The following is an 18,682-nucleotide window of genomic DNA, read 5'->3' on the forward strand; positions in this document are numbered from 1 at the left end:
TGCCGGCCAATATTTAACACTTCGCTAGTGTAGCCTGTGAAACCGGTACCAGGTCAATCAAACATCCCGGTGATTGTTAAGAATTTCGCACAATCCCATCATTTATCGTACAATGTTAATATTGGAGGGATTGTATGCAACTTATTGAACAATTAAGCCATCGTTCTGACTTTACCACTACCGAAACACGCATTGCAACTTATATTTTGAGTCACCAAGATGCAATGCCTAATATCTTAATTAAAGAATTGGCTGCTAAAACTTATACTTCGCATTCTGCCATAATTCGGTTAGCGCAAAAGCTAGGGTTTCATGGGTTTCGTGATTTTCAGCGAGCACTAACAACTGAAATTGTCATTAACACCCAGGCCACAACAAACGTTGATGCTAACTTTCCATTCACTGATAAAGACGCAGTCACTGAAATCATCAAAAAAATGGCAGATCTAAAAACCAATGCCATTGCCAATGCTCAACATCAATTGAGACCTGAAGTGCTAACAAAGTCTGCTTATTTGCTAAACAATGCACGACATATTATGCTCTTTTCCCAAGGTGACTCTCAGCTACGGGCTCGCAGTTTTCAAAATAAGCTCGTTAAAATTAACCGATTTGCCCAAATTGCCGAAATGTATGCAGATGAGGCCTGGAATATTGCCAGCCTGACACCACAAGATTGTGCCATGTTCATTTCATACGCTGGTAACACTGATGTTCATCAGCGATTTACCAAATACTGTCAAGCACATCATATTCCTGTCATCGTCTTAACTGGAAATGTCGATTCACCGCTACAACAATTCGCCACCTATCAATTAGTCATCACACAAAACGAACGGAATAACGCCAAACTAGGAACGTTTGCCTCACAAGTCTCATTTGACTACGTCTTGGACACACTCTTTGCAATCATGTATGCAAATAACTTCCAAACAAACTTAGCCCACTTGAAAACAACTCAACTGTTGATTCAAGATGGGACACTACAGACAAAATAGCGTGACGAATTGTGATTCTACAATTGAATAGCCGCTTTTAAAAAGGCCGCCTTCTTAATTTTATGAGAAGTCGGCCTTTTCAATCACATTAATACGAATCTATAATAATTTGATAATTAGCTGTGGAAATTAGCCCAATTGCAATCCCGCGCTCGCTAACGCTTGGTCAACAACTTCCATGACCGCTTGGGAATGATCTAATTGCCGCTTAACGGTTACCATATCGTGATTAGCAATAAGACGTTCAAACGCCACAAACTCAGCATACATCCGATGCTCAGCTTGATTAAGCGCTAAATCAGTTGTCGTTCCATCATGTGCAATTTCAGTGATACTTTCGACCGTATTAGTAGGACCGTTGACAATGATCGAACCAGTCGTCCCCTGAATCGTGGAACGTACCGGTGAAGTCGAATCCTTGGCACCGATACAAACGACTTTAACATTCGGATAGGTCAACACTAAGATGCCTGATGTATCAATATTTCGTTCAACATTAGCTAAATACTGCACGTGCGTTGGTGCGCCTAACAAGCCAACCACAAAATGAATATTATAAATATTCAAGTCCATCAGGGCGCCCCCACCAAGCTTAGGATTAAAAGCTGGTAAGATCGTTCCGGCTTTAAACTGATCATAACGTGATGAATACTGCGAATAGTTGCATTCGATAATTTTCAAGTCGCCCAACTTGGTCAAATCACGTTTGATTGCCTGATAGTTTTCCAAATACTGATTCGTAATTGCTTCGATTAACACTAAGTCTTGGCGACCTGCCAATTCGATTAGTTCCGTTAACTGAGATGCCACTAACGTAAACGGCTTCTCACAAATGACGTTCTTCCCCGCTTGCAATGCCCGCTTCGCATAGTCATAATGTAACGAATTCGGCAAAGCGACGTACACTGTATCAATTGTCGTATCGGCTAGCAAAGCTGCATAATCTGTGTAGACCGTTCCAATACGATACGTGGCTTGCAGCTCGCGTGCTCGCGCCACACTCCGCGGCGTTGACAGCAATCCCACCAATTCAATCGCGGGAATGCTCTTCACTATTGGCAAGAAGTCCTGAACAATCTTGCCTGTTCCTAAAATTCCTAATCGCATCATAATCCTCCTCATAATTTATATTAACGAATTAATACCGGCCAAATGCAACCAGCTAAGGCCCACTGAAAAAAGCTCAAGTTTGCGTAAACATGCTTAGCCAGCGTCGGCTTGCGCCGACCGCCAACAATTGGCACCAACCTCCTAGGACGCACACCGGTAGCCGAACAACAATCTAAAGCTGACACGTACCAATAGCTGGGCTAGTGCAACACGCAAGAAGCGCTAATGTCGGCATTGTTGAATACCAGTTTCTAACATTTTCACTTGCAACAACGTTTCCTCATCTTTGACTAACTTGGGTTGTCCATTGATGATGCTGTCGTAAACGCCGGCGTAAACCCGACTGTAGTCACCAACTTCCGAAACGACTGCCTCTTCGTGATACTGACCCGCATCGTCGATATAAGTTAACGTGCCATAGTTTTCAGGTTGATCAATGCCAAAGTCAGCGTGATTCGGCATGTAAAAATGTTTCAGATCGTATTCCTGACGATCCTTAGTCGCCTTTACGAACATGCCCTTTTTGCCATAAACCACGAAGCTCGGCCGTGATTTAATGCGGAAATAGCTAGATTTTACAGAGACTTTCAAGGCACCGTAATACAGGTCGATATCAAAATAATCATTCATCCGGTCACTTCCCAATAGTTGCCGAACATCATAGTGCACGTCATCCGGCTCCCCGAAGTATGCAATCACTTGGTCTAAAGTATGGCAAGCATGACCATATAAATAACTCGTATCTAATGAAAAATGGTCAACATTGGTTGGAACCTCTGGACGGAAATAATCAAAGTGCATTTCGACTTCCAGCAAGTCACCGAGGACGCCGCTTTCAATGACCTTTTGTGTCGTCAAATAGTCCGAATCAAAGCGCCGATTCTGGTAACACTGAATAAACAAATGCTTTTGCTTAGCCAATTCAAAAAGTTCGCGGGCTTCCGCTGATGTTTCCGTAAATGGTTTTTCCACCAAGACATTCTTACCATGGTTCAAGACATCCTTAGCTACCGAATAGTGCGTATGACTAGGTGTTGAAACAACTACGAGCTGAATATCAGGGTCCTCATAAATATCTGCTAACGTAGTCGTGTAATGCACGTCCGCAATTGGTTGCCAATTCTGACGTCCTGAACGTGAATAGATGGTCTTCACCTTAATTTGATCTTTGAGTTTCAGTGCAAATGGTAAGTGATAGCGGTTAGCACTCTTACCGTTGCCGATATAAGCAATTGTTAACATCGCGATGTCCTCCAGTTAAGTTGATAATTTCATTATACTGACTTAGAACGTCACGCCAAGCTAATGACATACCTTAGGTCAAAACGTTCAATAATTAACTTCTAATCGGTCTGTTTTTAAACATTAGGTCCAGCCCCAAATTAATCATTGCAGATAATACTTTTATTCATATGATTGCGTTAAAATTAAACTACTTTACAAAATCTAGGAGGAAATTTGGTTTGCAAACCGTTTTCTTAGTCTTATTACTCGTCGCGGCTGTCGTCGTTGCTAACGCCGTCTACGCACGTTTCAATCAAATTCCAGTCGCCTTTTTACAAATTGGGGCTGGGTTAATCTTGTCTCTGATTCCATTGTATCGAAATTTTGAATTGGAACCTGAAATTTTCCTATTCGTCATTATTTCGATTTTAATGTTTAACGATGGCCAAAACACCAACATTCGCAAGCTCAGTCACCAGTTTGGCACGACCCTTTCGCTTTCGGTAGTGTTAGCCATCGTGACCATCCTAATTGTTGGTACGGTCACTCACTTACTGATTCCCGAGTTTTCGCTGGCACTTGCTTTTGCCCTTGGCGCTATTATTACGCCAACCGATGCCGTCGCGGTCTCATCGATTACGACTAAAGTTGCGATTCCAGGTGAGGTCATGACGACCCTTGAAAATGAATCACTGTTCAATGACGCTTCCGGAATCGTGGCCTTTAACTTAGCGATTGCTGCGATCGTCACTGGTAAGTTTTCGGTCTGGCACGGAGTCACTAACTTTTTATATGTTTTTGCCGGTGGAATCTTCGTCGGCCTAATCATCGGTTATATCATTGTTGCTGTCAGGATCATGCTGATTCGCATGCGGGTCGATACACCTTCTGTGATCGTCCCCTACACATTACTGACACCGTTTGTCGTCTATTTCTTAGCTGAATCATTAGGCGTTTCCGGTATCTTGGCTGTTGTTGCCACCGGTCTCATTCATGGTGTCCAGTCCGATCAATTACGGTTGACCACTTCCCGGCTACAAATCGTGATGACAACGACTTGGTCAATCGTGGCTAGTATTTTGAACGGTATTGTCTTTGTGTTATTAGGTGTGTCGTTGCCAAGTGTCATCAACCACTTACAGCAACGTGATACTAGTTCAGTCGCGGTATTAGTCGGTCTGGGAATCTTGCTCTACCTAATCATGACGTTCGCCCGTTTTCTCTGGACGCGCTTCGACTTAGCCCGTATTCGCGCGTGGGATAATCATGAAAAGACCCGTAATGCATTCGTGATGGGTCTGAGCGGCGTTCACGGCACGATTACGCTGGCGATGGCCTTTTCATTACCACTAACACTCAATGGCAGTGCTTTTCCTTATCGCAACGATATTATTTTCGTTGCCGCAGTGGTCATTCTAACTAGTCTGCTGGTGCCAACACTTTTGTTACCGTTGACGTTGCCAAAACAAGTTGTTAAGGTCACTGAAGATGAATTGGCAACCGCCAAAGCTGACATGGTAACTCACGCTATTGATCTCATGCAAGCACGCCATGGTAATAATGCTGGCACTAGTAAAGTGATTGCGATTCTGTCCGGCCAACGAGTACTAGATGGTCGTCCTAAGCGCTCGCAACTGGCGAGCTTGTTCGACGCCACTTTCAAAGTTGAACAAACCACTATTGATGAAATGGTTGCCAACAATGAAATCACGCCCCATGCCGCCGAAAAGTACATGCGCGTCGCTAGTCAGACGCGTCTGCAGAATCAACAAACTTTCTTCGAACGCTTGAAATTATTTTTCCGGTTTACACTCAGCAAATGGTCGCTCAGCAAAAAAGCTCGTGCCCGACGTAAAATGTTCCGACAATACCGGCCCCGTGGTGGTCAGAGTCGAACTGAGCTCATGACTCGTAATCGGCAAATGTGGCAACAAATGCGACAGATCGAACAAAAGCCGTATGAGGCCGTGTTAGCTTATTTAGCCGACACGATTACTGCTGACAATCAGCAAGCTATCGGGATTGTTCGCCGCGCCTATGATGAACGTCATCGCCGCCTATCTGGTGAACGGGATTTCCAGGAAACTCAAAATGAGCTTCTAATTGAAGCATTCCAGTTGGAATATAACTTCATTCAGACCCAATTAGCCAATAAAACATTCAGCTCAGAACTTGGTAACCAACTCTATGAACAAATTTCAACTGATCAGTTAGTTTACTTGCAATCGATCAATACCGACTAAATTCGTTTAGTAATGTCAATAACGTGACCAACTGTCCACACCACTATTTGGCATCGGGTCCGTTACACTAACGTTGTACCATTGGTCGAACTGCCAACTGAACGTCTCAACAAGCCCCCCAATCTTGTGACCATGGTAACCTAATGACGCCTGACAACTTGTCGGCGTCATTTTTTATGATATTTTTGAAACAAAACACTTGTCTTAGAGTGGCTCTAAGGTGCTAATCTATAAAAGTATTCATGAATGAGAAAGTGAGCGATAGATAATGGAAACACCGATTTTAGCACGCATTGATCAGCCGGCCGATCTGAAACAATTATCCTTGCCGGAATTAACACAACTCGCAAGCGAGTTACGTCACGTCCTACTCAATAAAGTTAGTCAAACTGGTGGTCACGTTGGCCCTAACTTGGGCGTAGTCGAATTAACCATTGCCTTTCACACCATTTTTAATTCACCAGTTGATAAGGTTGTATGGGATGTTTCACACCAATCCTACACACACAAGATTCTAACGGGCCGAAAGCAAGCTTGGCTTGACCCCGCTCATTATAATGATGTCAGCGGCTACACTGCCCCAGAAGAAAGCCCCCACGACTATTTCAATATTGGTCATACTTCAACCTCGATTGCCTTGGCAACTGGCATGGCTGTTGCTCGTGACCTTGAGGGCAAAACAGGCAATGTCATGGCAGTGATTGGTGACGGCTCATTATCCGGTGGTTTAGCATTGGAAGGTCTAAACATCGCGGCCACCTTAAAGTCTAACCTCATTATTCTGGTTAACGATAATGGCATGGCAATTGCAGAAGACCATGGTGGCATTTACCAAAATCTCCGTGAACTCCGCGAAACTAACGGCACAAGTTCCCATAACTTGTTCAAAGATTTTGGCCTCGATTATCGCTACGTTGATGATGGTAACGACCTTGAGACCATGCTAACGACTTTTAAGGAAATTAAGGATGTTGACCACCCAATCGTGTTGCACGTCCATACCGAAAAGGGTCACGGCTATCAACCCGCGATCACTAATAAAGAAGCTTTCCACTGGCACGTGCCGTTTGACCTAGCGACCGGTCAGACGTTGCATCCCAACACCAAGGAAACGTATACGGATGTCATTCATGCCACGTTAGCCGATGAGTTAGCAGCCAAGACGCCTATCACGGCAATTACGGCGGCTGTTCCAGGAACTTATGACCTCAAACGCTTTGCTCGCCAATATCCAGACCGGTACTTTGACGTCGGCATTGCCGAACAAGAATCGATTACATTTGCTGCCGGACAGGCCCAACAAGGCTTACGGCCAATCGTCTTCCATTCTGGTACCTTCTTGCAACGGGCCTATGATCAACTATCCCATGATCTTGGCATCAATAAATTGCCCGTTACGATCATGGTTGCCGGTGGCCGCATTAACGCAGGCGATCCAACTCATCAAGGTATCTTTGACGTTGCCATGCTCAGTAATATTCCTAACTTAACTTACTTAGCGCCAACGACCAAGGAAGAACTTCAAGCCATGATGCACTGGGCTCTCCATCAAAATAACGGTCCGGTTGCCATCCGGGTACCAAGTAATGACGTCCAGTCAGTACCTCTAGCGCCTGATTTTGACGCAACTAAGATGCACACATTACACGCTGGTCAGCAAGTTGCTTTACTCGGTGTAGGCAGTCTCCTGCCTTTAGCAACAGCCGTGCAACAACAATTAGCTGAGCAACACATTGACGCGACGCTCATTGATCCCCGGGACATTTCTGACCCCGATACGACGACTTTGGCCAACTTAAAGGCCGACCATCAGTTAGTTGTCACGGTTGAGGAAGCCAGTCTCAGCGGTGGTTTTGGTGAAAAAGTCAGTCGCTACTATGGCAACAGCGCTATGCACGTTCTGAACTTTGGTGCTGCCAAACGCTTTAATGACCGTGAAACAACTAATGAACTGCGGCATGAATTTAAGCTGACCCCTGACCAAATTGTCACGGCAATTACTGATCAACTAGCAGAATAATCATCAGGCCAGCGACTCAACTTTCGTTTACCCACCAAAAGTCTAGCCAGTATGTTGTCGAACTCAACACGCTGGCTAGACTTTTTATATTTAACTGACAATAACCCAATCTCAGTTTAACGATTGGGAAAACAGGACGGCGGCTACTGTGCCAATTTGGGGCAAAAATCAGCAATTAGCAAACAGAACGCCGGCTAATAAGTCGCCATTCGCAATTATTTATATTAACGCCCGATACCTGGCGCCTTGGTCGGCCACAAAATATTATTAATATTTTATTGTTCAGAAAAGACTTTCAGCAAGCTGCTGTCCTTATAGCTCCAAATCTCATTAATATAATTATTTAGTCAATCCAACGCTAGTTAAACAATTGACAGTCCCATCAGAGTTGTTTACAGTAAAACCAATCTCAAACCTAATATTGGAGGCCTTTATTATGGCAAGTCACCAAGCCTTACTGATTATTGATTATACGAATGATTTTGTGGCTGACGGCGGGGCACTCACTTGTGGGCAACCCGGCCAAGCGCTCGCACCAACGATCGTCAAACTCGCCAACCAAATGGCTACGGCAAGCGACTGGGTCTTACTGCCAACCGATGTCCATACCCCGCATGATCCTTACCATCCCGAAAGCAAGTTGTTTCCACCTCATAATGTTCGGGGTACCTGGGGTCGTGAACTCTATGGGCCACTCAAAGATTGGTACGCTGATCATCAAGCCGCCGATAATGTTTGGGCATTCGACAAGACGCGTTACAGTTCATTTGCGGGTACTGACTTGGATTTACGTCTGCGAGAACGCCATGTTGACACCCTGCACTTAGTCGGTGTTTGTACCGACATTTGTGTCCTTCACACGGCTGTTGACGCCTATAATTTGGGTTACCAACTCGTCATTCATCAGGATGCCGTTGCTAGTTTTGACGCCGCTGGTCACGAATGGGCGTTGCGTCACTTCAAAAACAGCTTAGGTGCAACCATCGTTTAAAAAATGCGCAATAAAAATCACTCATTCAATACGAATGAGTGATTTTTTAGGATTACTAAATTAATTCAAGGTTGGCTCAACCCATTTTTGCAACATCAAGGTATTTAACACACCTTCAACTAAGATAACTGCCAACATGACGAGACTACCGACCCATAAAGAATCGATTTGTCCCTGGTTGACTAGCTGACTGGAGAGAAAGCTGACCATGCTAATCAACAAATTAGCTAAGCGGAAAGCTACGTAAATGACCACCACCGTGATAATCACATTGACGAACCGTTGCCGAAATCGTGGTAAAAAGCCCTTGGTCGCATTCGTAACAAAATGGCAAAGCGTTATCGTGCTCCAAATCAGAATCGTCACAAGAACTAAGACTAGCAACGTTCCGAGTGCGAACTGCACGGCACTACCCGCATCAAACTGGCTAAAGAACAGCGACGCTGATGTTAAGCCTCCCATCAGTTCATTCCAACCAATCCACAGAGTTAAGCAGAATAAAATCACTTGGACCAACCAAACATAAACAATATCAACCAACGAAACGACTAAATTAATCGTATAGCGTCGCCAATCGCTAATTGGCAATAACCAGAACGTCCCCGCCCGGAAGAATTTTTCATTTGAAACTGCCAATAAGATAAACCCAACGATTAAAGGTAACGCCATCCAAGCACATAAATTATAGAATAATGTGGCAGCTGTGAAGTTTCCTTTGATGGCAGTCCACAAACTAGTGACAATCACCGCCAAAGCTTCGATACCAATCAATAAACTCATTTGCTTAAAGCGTGGCCAACTGAGGGCCTTAAATAGTGACCAACTACTTGTCATCCGTCACACCTCCCATATATAAGCTCTCATAATAATCTTCAAGTTCCATGCCATGTTCGTCGCGAATCTCATCTGCACCCTGATGAACAACAATTGTTTGGTCCTTAACGACCACGATTTCATCAAGAATCGGCGCGATTTCAGTGACATAATGATCACTAATCAATAATGTCGCTTCGGCAGGCGTCCACTTGATAATACTGTTAATAATTTTTTTGCGGCTCATACTGTCGATCCCACTAAACGGTTCATCTAATAAGTACAAAGCCACTTTGCGACTCAGGGTCAGCGCAATGATTAATTTCTCGCGGGTCCCCTTAGACAACTCACCCAATTTTTGTTGTTGGTTGAGTTCCAGAAAGTCAACTAGCTCTTGATAGCGTTTGGCGTCAAAATCAGGATAAACAAGTTGATAAAATTGCGCGATTTGTTGTAATTTCATACCGGCACTAAAACCAGTCAAATGATCCGTGAAACTTACCTGCTGCTTACGGGCTACGGCAGTTGTCGCGCCATTGATCACAATACTGCCCTGACCCTTGGCACTACCCGTAATTAGTCGCATCAAGGTCGTTTTACCCGCCCCGTTTTCACCTAATAAACCGACAATCTTGCTGGGCGCCAGGGTTAATTGAACATTTTGTAAAATCATTCGTTGATTATGTTTATAACGTAAATCCTTAATCGTCAATGCTGTCATGATTGTGCTCCTCTCGTTGGGCAATGTATTGTTGCAGACTCGCCACGATTTCGGCGTCACTTAAATTTAGTGCGTGCAATTGGTCGTACGCTAATGCTAATTGCTCGTTCACCAGTGTAGTCCTCAATTGCATAATATGCGCCTGATCTTCCGTTACGAAATTCCCCTTACCTCGTTGGGACGTCAGAGTGCCTTCCGTAATCATCTCACTGAGTGCCCGCTGAACTGTATTAACATTAACCGTCAAGTCCAACGCAAGCTGCCGGACTGCGGGCAACTTTGCCCCTGGTGGTAACGTTCCGTCAATCATTTTATGATAAATATACTGTTTGATTTGATAATAAATCGGAACCTTGTCATCAAATTTCAATTTAACGGCCTCCTTAGTGTTCTATTTTTCTATTACAATATAACACAGCTGATACCAAAAGTACAATAATGACCTACCGTTACTTTTGATAGCGGTTACATTTGTAACTTGAATCTCAATTTAGGAGCGCTATACTTAAATTAGGACGTGGACTAAGTTCGCCACATCACAGGAGAGGGATGGTAGCATGTTAAAAAACGAAAACGCCATTGCGCTAATTCGCGCCATCGATGTCGCTTATAGTGACCCCGAAGTACGCGCAATTCCCGAATTACAACAAGCCTTAGCTAAGGCCGCACAAGACTTAGACTGTGTTGCGGACCACCATCAAGTCGCTAGCCGCCTAAACCAGTTGCTAACTACTTGGGGGGCTCGTCATTCACAAGGCCCCGCCGTGCTTGACCAGTTATACCTGATCACACTCAAAGATGGCGTCGATGTACCTTGCCAGGTCCCATACCGGGCATAATTATCTTAATATCACAAAAGCTCCCAGATCGAATCGATTTGGGAGCTTTTGTGATATTAGGATGCTAACTTTCAAGGACAAAAGCAGCCAGCTATGGACCACTGGAAAAAGTGCGAGTTAGCGTAACCTTGCTTAGTTAGTTCGTCCTACGCCGACTTCCAGGCATTTCTGCTAATTGCCGGAACGTGGCGGGTTGGGCACGGGCTCAAATCGACGTCGGCTTACGTTCCAGCAATTGTCACCCAGCCCCAGAGGTCGGAATCGGACGATTATTGCTGACGAACAGGAATCAAACAAACGGCCTCTTAATATCACGATTCATGACAAATCAGTGCTAATTCAAGCAAGCTAACATTACTGCACGTATTGTTCCAAGAATGCAGCGACGTGACGCTTGTAACGTTGGTAATTCTGAGTAATGGCCGTGGTGTGGCCGGCTCCCTTCACCAACCATAAAGACTTGGGTTGGTGAGCATTGCGGTACAGCGTCTTGCCCATGCTAGTCGGGACAAAATCATCCCGGGTGCCGCTGATAATCATGATAGGCAAGTGGTTTTTACGAATCTGAGCGATTGCATCCGCCTCTTTGAAGCTATAACCAGCACGTAATTTAGTAATGAGACTGGTTACGTTGACTAACGGAAACGCGGGTAAATGATAGAGTTGCCCCGCTTGATAACTAATAATCGCATCAGCACTCGTAAACGGACTATCGACGACGTACGCTTTGATCTGTGGCAACTGCCGTTCACCACTGGCCATCGTCATCCCGGCTGCACCCATACTGATACCGCTCATCACGATTTGAGTTGTGGCCGTTTTATGTACGACGGTTTTGGCCCACTGCAAGTCGTCGCGGCGCTCCAGCCAGCCGTAGCCGACCGCTTTTCCCTGGCTCGCACCACTTGCTCGGGAATCAGGAACCAGCACGTTGTAGCCGAGTTCATGATACATCCCCGCCCACGCACCCATCAAACCCTTATTCCCAGCAAATCCGTGTGCCAAAACAACAGTCCTCTTAGAATTTTTAACTGGAATATACCAAGCAACCAACCGTAAATGATCCGATGACTCAATAGTCCAAGTTTGCTTACGCGCATGTAAATACCAATACTTTTGGTGATAAACCGAACTTTTTTTCGATAGCTTTGTACTCTGCGTAACAAATGACTTATCACCACGGGCAATTGCCACGTGGTAAAAATAACTGCCAGCACCAATCACAGCTCCCGCTACCAGAACAACGAGTACCCCCAGTGTGATCCACCATTTCTTCATTAAAATTCACTCCTTGATGAGACAAAAATCTGTTTTGAGCGGGAAAATTTCGCCACTACTTCATAATAACCGTTATAATTAAAGATAACTAGACCAGATTGAGGAGGCTTCTTTTTATGCACTATTCCGAAACGTGGGATTTGGACAGTATCTTTGCTGGTGGCATTGATTCCCCAGCACTAACTGCAAAAATGTCCACGATTAAACAGCAGTTGACCACGACAGCAGACACCTTAGTTCACTGGCGTGCTGCCGCTGACACACCAGACGCCGACTGGTTTACCCAACTCGTCAACAGTCTGCAAGCCATTCAAGCCGGTATTGACCAAGCTACCGTTTTCGTGGTTGCTTATCAATCCGCACATGCGGACGACACCAAAGCCGCCCCACTACTGAACCAAATTTATCAACTTGATAATCAGTTAAACAATTTATTAACCCGCTTCAAGAAGCAGCTCGTTAAGTTAGATCAAGCCACCTTTGACACGCTCGTGCAACAACCGGCACTACAAGCCATCGCCTTTAACTTAACCGAAATGCGTCAGCAAGGCTTAGCGCTCCTAGATGACGACACTGAAGCCCTAATCAATGACTTAGCACTCGACGGTTTTCAGGGTTGGAGTGACCACTACGACACGTTAGTTAGCCAAATTCAAGTGCCCTATACCGATGAAAACGGAATAACCCAGCAACTATCCGCGGGTCAAGCTCAAAACATGTTAGCAGCCGCCATGCCGAACGCCCAACGCGCCGAATTAATGCGCAACTGGGAGCACGCTTGGCAAACTCACGCCGCTCCCTTTGCTGATACGTTGAACCACTTGGCGGGCTTCCGACTTGCCAATTATCGTGCGCATGGTACGACGAACTTCCTACAGAAACCACTAGAACTCAACCGCATGAGTCAAGCGACACTAGACACAATGTACCAAGTTGTCGCTGACAGCAAGGACATTTTACTAAGTTACCTGAAGCGTAAGGCCCAGTTACTCGGTAAAGATCAACTAGATTGGCAAGATATTGAAGCCCCACTAACCTTGGGACAACTTCCTAACCAAACTTACGATCAAGCTGCCGATTTTGTCATTAACAACTTTCGCCAATTTAGTCCAAAGATGGGCGCTTTAGCCCAACACGCCCTTGAACATCGTTGGGTCGAAGCTGAGAATCGCCCTAATAAGCGGCCTGGTGGCTATATGGAAAATCTACCAGAGACCCACGAATCCCGAATTTTCATGACGTTTACGGGTTCACCTAATGACACAGCCACCCTCGCCCACGAATTAGGGCACGCCTTTCATGGCAGCGTCATTCAAGATCTGCCACTTTGGCGTCAAGATTACGCGATGAACGTGGCCGAAACCGCCTCAACATTCGCCGAACTGATTGTCGCTGACGCCAGTGTCAAAGCGGCCGATGATGCCAAAACCAAATTAACTTTATTGGATGCTAAAATGCAAAATCCGTTAGCCATGTTTCTGGATATTCGAGCTCGCTTCCTGTTTGAGACGCGCTTCTATACCGCCCGTCAGCACGGGATCGTCACTCCTGATACTTTGTCAGACTTGATGCTAACCGCCCAAAAAGACGCCTATGGTAATGCCTTAAATACTTACCACCCGATGTTTTGGGCTAGCAAGTTGCACTTTTACATTGACGACGTCCCGTTTTATAACTTTCCATACACATTTGGCTACCTTTTCAGTCTCGGTATCTATGCTCAAGCTAAAACACAATCGGACTTTGAAGACCGCTACATTGCCCTATTGCGAGACACCGCCAACATGTCGACCGAAGCCCTAGCTGCCAAACACCTCGGTGTTGATCTGACCAAACCGGCCTTCTGGCAAGCTGGTGTGGCTTTGATCAAGCGGGACATCGATGAATTCATGGCGTTATCCGCACCGTTAATCTAAGGAATGGAAGTGAGCACATGTTTCCAGAACGTTTAAGAGCACTACGTCGGGGGCAAAAAATGACCCTCGCTCAACTCGCGGCGGCCCTCAATCAAATGCCGACCGCAGACAAGACGACTCGTCAAAATACCGCGGCTCAAATCGGTAACTGGGAGCGGGACTTACGGACCCCGTCCTACCTAGAAGTTCGTAAATTAGCCGAATTTTTCAACGTCACGACCGATTACTTGTCAGGTAAATCAGACCAAGAAGAGTATGACCTCGGTCGCATCTTTTTATCGGGCAAGCCGTTGACGTTTAATCAAGAACAATTATCCAGTGAAGACCGCTATGAACTGTTTCAGTTGATGGATGGTTACTTACATGGTCGCCAGCATCGAGTTTCAACGGATGCGACCGGCCAAGAAGAATTAGACTTACACTTTGATGACTAGGAGTTTTTTATGAATCCCAAGAAGTTAAAACAATTAAAAAAGCGGGTCAAAAAGCAAGCCGGTGCCCCGTATATTCAACAGTTAATGAAGTACCGCGACTTATTTAAGGATGATCCCCAAATTCTAGTACTGATCAATAATGTCTTGGAAAGTGACCGCTTGCTGGCAGCCGGCTTAGCTCCCCAACAATTGCCAGTCTTAGAAGTCCCTGATGATTTTCAGGACCATCTCTTTGAGCGCATCAATCAGCAATATGCCATGGGTGATCCTGCTGGTGATGCGGCTTGGAATCAACTATCAGCCGCTCTCCCAAAAGTTGACCAACTTCTACGCAACTTTCGAGACTATATCGAAGATCAGTATGGGATGTGGGCCTACATCAGTGCGCCATTTCTGAAAGACCTAGCTGACTTCACCGGCAGCGCACCAGTTCTGGAAGTCATGGCCGGTAACGGCTATATTTCCAAGGGCCTCAAACGTCTCCATCCTGGTCAGCCAATTTATACCACGGATTCAAAGGATTGGACACACGAAACTGGCAATCAGACAGGACGCCACCCAGTCACGACGATTGAAGCGTTGGATGCCGTCAGTGCCTTCAATAAGTACGCCGCAACTATTAAATACGTCATTATGGCCTGGTCACCGGACAAATTGACTATTGATTGGGACTTGTTACAAGCTATGCGGCAAAGTCCTTACGATATCCCATTGATCGTCATTGGCGAAAAATACGGCGCCACGGGTTCCAAACAATTTTGGGACCACGCTAATTATCAGGATAACGAGGCCGTTACCAAGTTAAATGCTCATTTCCGACCATTCGACCTGATTCACGACCACGTCTATGTGGTCCGATAATTGAACACGCGTTAAATTAAAGTCGTGCTTTCAGGATTAAATTCTGAGAGCACGACTTTTAATTTTTCCGTCATAGCTGAATCTCTTTTTTGCCAAATTCATTCGTGATTTGCTTAAATCTTAGCATCACATTTTCAATTGTTGCAGTTGTTCCAATCCCGCCACCAACGATGTTCGTGAAATTCCCCCGGCAGCGAGACTTTGGTCGTCAAATTGATTAAGCGTCGCATAAAGCCAAATTCCGAGCTGCAAGAATTCAGCTTCCGTCATTGCGAACTGCAACGCTAACAACCGCTGAGCGGCTTGAGCATAGGCCCTTCTGTCAATTAGTTGTGCCAATTCGACTTGATGTGGCAACGGCTGATCTTGATCTTGCGGAAACACCACCTCAGTTGTGCCTCCCTTATGACGACTAAGCGTGTACCCTAACCCCGTTGCGAACGCATGTAACTGCCGCATTAACCAATCACTTTCATCTTGCATTAGCATTAATCCCCCTAATTGTGTGCCATCCAATAAATCGCTAAAATTGTCAAAATGACTGATAACGTACACATGTACCAGTAAAATTGTTTTTCCGGTACTGTTCGACCATGCTTTCCCTGATAGGCATCCGCCATACTAGTGATAAACGTCGCCAAAATTGTATATAAGATCAATAACGTAAACGCGTAGGCCGTCCAAGCCGTCCCCATCGGTTGGTGCATTGCTTGCAAGCCCCAGCCAATCAACCATCCCGCCAATAAAAGACCCGTAGGCGCTGCAATTAACCGTCGCTTCATCCTCATCACTCCCCCTAGAATTAGCTTCATTATCCGCTTTTAAAACTCCCAGACCAAGCAGAATGACGCCCTAAAATTATATCCGCATGATACCAAGCCTTTTCTGCACGAAATATTGTTAAAAGGTTCCGGTTTAAGATCAAAAGCAACCAGCTTAGGCCCGCTGGAAAAAGTTCGAATCATCGTAAACATGCTTGGTTAAACGCGTCCTACGCCGACTTCCAGGCATTTCCGTCAATTGCTGGAACGCGGTGGACACAGATTTAAGCCGCAACCCACGTCTTAAATACTGGTCTTCCACTAACCAAGCAAAGGACGCTTGCTAAGTGAAATTTCACCGCTGAGCATTGACCGAAATGCCTTCCAGTCGGCATAGGACGCGCACCGGCTGACGAACAGGAATCGAGTTAACCGGAACCTTTTAACAATCATTCCTGACCTATCCTAGAACGAAAAAGCCTGCAATCAATTGATTGCAGGCTCGTTCACACTGACTATTCGACGTTGAACTCCTTGAAATAACTGGTTAGTGGTTTCAATTCGTTCGCGTCATATTTTTCTTTGAAGGCACTGACAGAAGCATCCGATGTCTTGGCTGGATCAACATTAAGGATTTCAACTGGTAACCCCCGTTTGTCCGTAATCTTGGCATCAATTAAGACCGGACGACCTGCCTTTAATTCGGTCATCGCAGTTTCGAAGGCTGCGTGCAGTTGATCAAAATGTTCAACACGGATACCTTTGACGCCCATTCCTTCAGCTATCTTAGCAAAATCAGCATCAATCAAGTCGATACCATAGTATGGTTGCGGCACATCTTCTTGTTCTGATTTAATAAAGTTCAACGTTTGGTTAGACGTAACAATATTAAAGATTGGTAAGTGATACTTAACTTCGGTCAATAAGTCTTGCATGACCATTGAGAAGGCCCCGTCGCCAGCAATGTTGAAGGCTTGACGATCAGGATAACTCATCTTCGCCGCAATCGCACCGGGAACACCGGCACCCATCGTGGCAAATAGTGCTGAAGTCAATAATTTTTGCTTGGGATTCATCTTTAGGAAACGGAAACTATTAATCGTATTGTCGCCAACATCCATTGAGAAAACTGCATCATCGGCAGCGACTCGGTTGATTTCTTGGTAGACTTGTTCGTATTCAAGTGGATCGGTCGTCCGTTCACTCAGCTTCTTCAAATACTGTTTCCAGTCAGCCATATCTGCTTTAGCCGCTTGGTAGTATGGCGACGGTGACGCTGGTTCACTTAATGCCAAGGCCCGTTTGATGAAGACTTTAGCATCGCCATTAACCCCGAAATCCAAATGATGGTGCCGACCAAACTTGCCAGGATCCAGTTCAATTTGCACATATTTGAAGTCGTGAGTCGTGTACATAATCTGTGCGAACGAATAATCCGCGCCAACTGAAACGACCAAATCGGTAATCCCCATCAGTTCATCCGCCGCTTTCGAGGCTGCCCGATAAGCGCTTCCCATATTACCATCAAAACTATCAGGAATGACGCCCTTGGCTAACCCAGTGATAATAATCGGTACTTGCAGACGCTCCGCTAACGCCATCATGTCCTCGGTTGCACCACGCGTCCCTTGACCAACGTGGAAGACGGGGTACTTGGCGTTCTTGATCATCGTTAATACCGTCTTAACTTGTTCATCATCAATAGTAGGAATGCCGGTCAGTTTAGCAGGGACACTTGCTGAATCGTAATTAAGATCAGGAATTTCAACATATCCAAAATCATTAGGAATTGTCACCACCGCAACCCCATTTTCACGATAAGCCGTCCGAATGGCCTTATCGACGACGTATGGTAAGCTTTCTGGTGTCATGACGGTTCGATTAAAGACCGCCACATCACTAAAAATCGGTTCTTCAGCGAATTCTTGGAAATAATCATAGTTCATATTAGTATGAGCAACTTGGCCCACCAAGGCAAGTACGGGCACGTGATCTTCCTTAGCATCATACAACCCGTTGAGTAAATTAACGGCACCAGGACCGGCCGACCCAAAGGCGACCCCGATTTTACCCGTCAACTTTGCATCCGCTGCCGCAGCGAGGGCCCCCACTTGTTCGTGACGTACCTGCACATATTGGAGCCGTTCTTGCTCAACATCCAACGCGTGCATGGTTGAGTTAAACGATCCACCAGCATAGCCGTAAATCTGTTTAACATCCCAAGCTTCAATAACTTTTAACATTGCAACAGACGCTTCAATCATCTTTGCCATAGTAAATGCCTTCTTTTTAAAATTATTGTATACGTTTTCATTTACGGTTATCAGAATACATCTAAATTGTTCAAAATTCAATTGTAAACAATCATTATTTTATAAATATTTTCTTAACTAACCAAATTCGATGACCTGACACTGGTCCGAAATCGTGTTAGCCTGCCGTTGTTCTGGAAAATATTGAACGCTTATCCATC

18 protein-coding genes are annotated in these 18,682 nt (G+C 45.3%); 8 read left to right on the forward strand and 10 right to left on the reverse strand.

Features of this window, described 5'->3' with window-relative positions; genetic code table 11:
* Positions 1 to 134 precede the first annotated feature (134 nt).
* Complete coding sequence (locus tag MZO41_RS05490; RefSeq protein WP_013355792.1) at positions 135 to 998, forward strand: MurR/RpiR family transcriptional regulator; 864 nt, start codon at positions 135 to 137, stop codon at positions 996 to 998.
* Positions 999 to 1,127: 129 nt separating this feature from the next.
* Here the strand turns inward: MZO41_RS05490 and MZO41_RS05495 are convergent, their stop codons facing one another.
* Together MZO41_RS05495 and MZO41_RS05500 are read right to left on the reverse strand one after the other, a co-directional pair.
* The gene (locus MZO41_RS05495; protein WP_022638063.1) at positions 1,128 to 2,105 is read right to left on the reverse strand and encodes a Gfo/Idh/MocA family protein; all 978 of its coding nucleotides are present in this window, start codon (positions 2,103 to 2,105) and stop codon (positions 1,128 to 1,130) included.
* Positions 2,106 to 2,330: 225 nt separating this feature from the next.
* Entirely contained in the window at positions 2,331 to 3,350 is a 1,020-nt protein-coding gene (locus MZO41_RS05500) for a Gfo/Idh/MocA family oxidoreductase (protein ID WP_003642679.1), read from the reverse strand.
* A gap of 221 nt (positions 3,351 to 3,571) precedes the next feature.
* Here MZO41_RS05500 and MZO41_RS05505 point away from each other — a divergent pair, with 221 nt between their 5' ends.
* Positions 3,572 to 5,575: a Na+/H+ antiporter gene (locus tag MZO41_RS05505; protein ID WP_022638061.1), complete on the forward strand. Its 2,004-nt coding sequence runs from the start codon at positions 3,572 to 3,574 to the stop codon at positions 5,573 to 5,575.
* A 15-nt stretch (positions 5,576 to 5,590) separates the two neighbouring features.
* On the opposite strand, the gene MZO41_RS05510 is transcribed toward MZO41_RS05505, so the two are convergent.
* Positions 5,591 to 5,746 carry a hypothetical protein gene (locus MZO41_RS05510; protein ID WP_013355796.1) on the reverse strand — a complete coding sequence of 52 codons (156 nt, stop codon included), beginning with the start codon at positions 5,744 to 5,746 and terminating at the stop codon, positions 5,591 to 5,593.
* Positions 5,747 to 5,843: 97 nt separating this feature from the next.
* Here MZO41_RS05510 and MZO41_RS05515 point away from each other — a divergent pair, with 97 nt between their 5' ends.
* Together MZO41_RS05515 and MZO41_RS05520 are read left to right on the forward strand one after the other, a co-directional pair.
* Positions 5,844 to 7,595, forward strand: a complete 1,752-nt coding sequence (locus tag MZO41_RS05515) for a 1-deoxy-D-xylulose-5-phosphate synthase (protein WP_013355797.1) — start codon at positions 5,844 to 5,846, stop codon at positions 7,593 to 7,595.
* Between the two features lie 436 nt (positions 7,596 to 8,031).
* Complete coding sequence (locus tag MZO41_RS05520; protein ID WP_003642674.1) at positions 8,032 to 8,586, forward strand: cysteine hydrolase family protein; 555 nt, start codon at positions 8,032 to 8,034, stop codon at positions 8,584 to 8,586.
* 60 nt (positions 8,587 to 8,646) lie between these two features.
* Here MZO41_RS05520 and MZO41_RS05525 read toward each other — a convergent pair whose 3' ends face one another.
* The 3 genes from MZO41_RS05525 to MZO41_RS05535 are packed head-to-tail and all read right to left on the reverse strand — an operon-like array spanning position 8,647 to position 10,490.
* Entirely contained in the window at positions 8,647 to 9,420 is a 774-nt protein-coding gene (locus MZO41_RS05525) for an ABC transporter permease (protein WP_003642673.1), read from the reverse strand.
* Positions 9,410 to 10,120 (reverse strand): ATP-binding cassette domain-containing protein, encoded by a 711-nt coding sequence (locus MZO41_RS05530; protein WP_003642672.1) that lies wholly within the window; start codon positions 10,118 to 10,120, stop codon positions 9,410 to 9,412. The genes MZO41_RS05525 and MZO41_RS05530 overlap by 11 nt, the downstream gene beginning before the upstream one ends.
* Positions 10,101 to 10,490 (reverse strand): GntR family transcriptional regulator, encoded by a 390-nt coding sequence (locus MZO41_RS05535; RefSeq protein WP_003642671.1) that lies wholly within the window; start codon positions 10,488 to 10,490, stop codon positions 10,101 to 10,103. The genes MZO41_RS05530 and MZO41_RS05535 overlap by 20 nt, the downstream gene beginning before the upstream one ends.
* Before the next feature lie 187 nt (positions 10,491 to 10,677).
* Here MZO41_RS05535 and MZO41_RS05540 point away from each other — a divergent pair, with 187 nt between their 5' ends.
* The gene (locus tag MZO41_RS05540; protein WP_003642670.1) at positions 10,678 to 10,959 is read left to right on the forward strand and encodes a bacteriocin immunity family protein; all 282 of its coding nucleotides are present in this window, start codon (positions 10,678 to 10,680) and stop codon (positions 10,957 to 10,959) included.
* Positions 10,960 to 11,313: 354 nt separating this feature from the next.
* Here MZO41_RS05540 and MZO41_RS05545 read toward each other — a convergent pair whose 3' ends face one another.
* A complete protein-coding gene (locus MZO41_RS05545; protein ID WP_003644698.1) occupies positions 11,314 to 12,237 on the reverse strand; it encodes an alpha/beta hydrolase in 924 nt (307 codons plus the stop codon).
* A 116-nt stretch (positions 12,238 to 12,353) separates the two neighbouring features.
* Here MZO41_RS05545 and MZO41_RS05550 point away from each other — a divergent pair, with 116 nt between their 5' ends.
* From MZO41_RS05550 to MZO41_RS05560, 3 genes are read left to right on the forward strand one after another with little or no spacing between them, the layout of a single operon-like run.
* Complete coding sequence (locus tag MZO41_RS05550; protein ID WP_022638059.1) at positions 12,354 to 14,153, forward strand: M3 family oligoendopeptidase; 1,800 nt, start codon at positions 12,354 to 12,356, stop codon at positions 14,151 to 14,153.
* A 17-nt stretch (positions 14,154 to 14,170) separates the two neighbouring features.
* Positions 14,171 to 14,587 (forward strand): helix-turn-helix domain-containing protein, encoded by a 417-nt coding sequence (locus MZO41_RS05555; RefSeq protein ID WP_003642665.1) that lies wholly within the window; start codon positions 14,171 to 14,173, stop codon positions 14,585 to 14,587.
* Between the two features lie 9 nt (positions 14,588 to 14,596).
* Positions 14,597 to 15,448 (forward strand): hypothetical protein, encoded by an 852-nt coding sequence (locus MZO41_RS05560; RefSeq protein WP_003642664.1) that lies wholly within the window; start codon positions 14,597 to 14,599, stop codon positions 15,446 to 15,448.
* Between the two features lie 126 nt (positions 15,449 to 15,574).
* On the opposite strand, the gene MZO41_RS05565 is transcribed toward MZO41_RS05560, so the two are convergent.
* From MZO41_RS05565 to spxB, 3 genes are all read right to left on the reverse strand, one after another.
* Positions 15,575 to 15,931: a DUF6483 family protein gene (locus MZO41_RS05565; protein ID WP_003644700.1), complete on the reverse strand. Its 357-nt coding sequence runs from the start codon at positions 15,929 to 15,931 to the stop codon at positions 15,575 to 15,577.
* Between the two features lie 14 nt (positions 15,932 to 15,945).
* Positions 15,946 to 16,260, reverse strand: a complete 315-nt coding sequence (locus tag MZO41_RS05570) for a LasU family protein (protein WP_013355801.1) — start codon at positions 16,258 to 16,260, stop codon at positions 15,946 to 15,948.
* A 464-nt stretch (positions 16,261 to 16,724) separates the two neighbouring features.
* Positions 16,725 to 18,482, reverse strand: a complete 1,758-nt coding sequence (spxB, locus tag MZO41_RS05575) for a pyruvate oxidase (protein ID WP_003644701.1) — start codon at positions 18,480 to 18,482, stop codon at positions 16,725 to 16,727.
* Positions 18,483 to 18,682: the final 200 nt, after the last annotated feature.

This window comes from Lactiplantibacillus sp. C232 (assembly GCF_023806725.1).
In the GTDB taxonomy this organism is placed as follows: domain Bacteria; phylum Bacillota; class Bacilli; order Lactobacillales; family Lactobacillaceae; genus Lactiplantibacillus; species Lactiplantibacillus plantarum.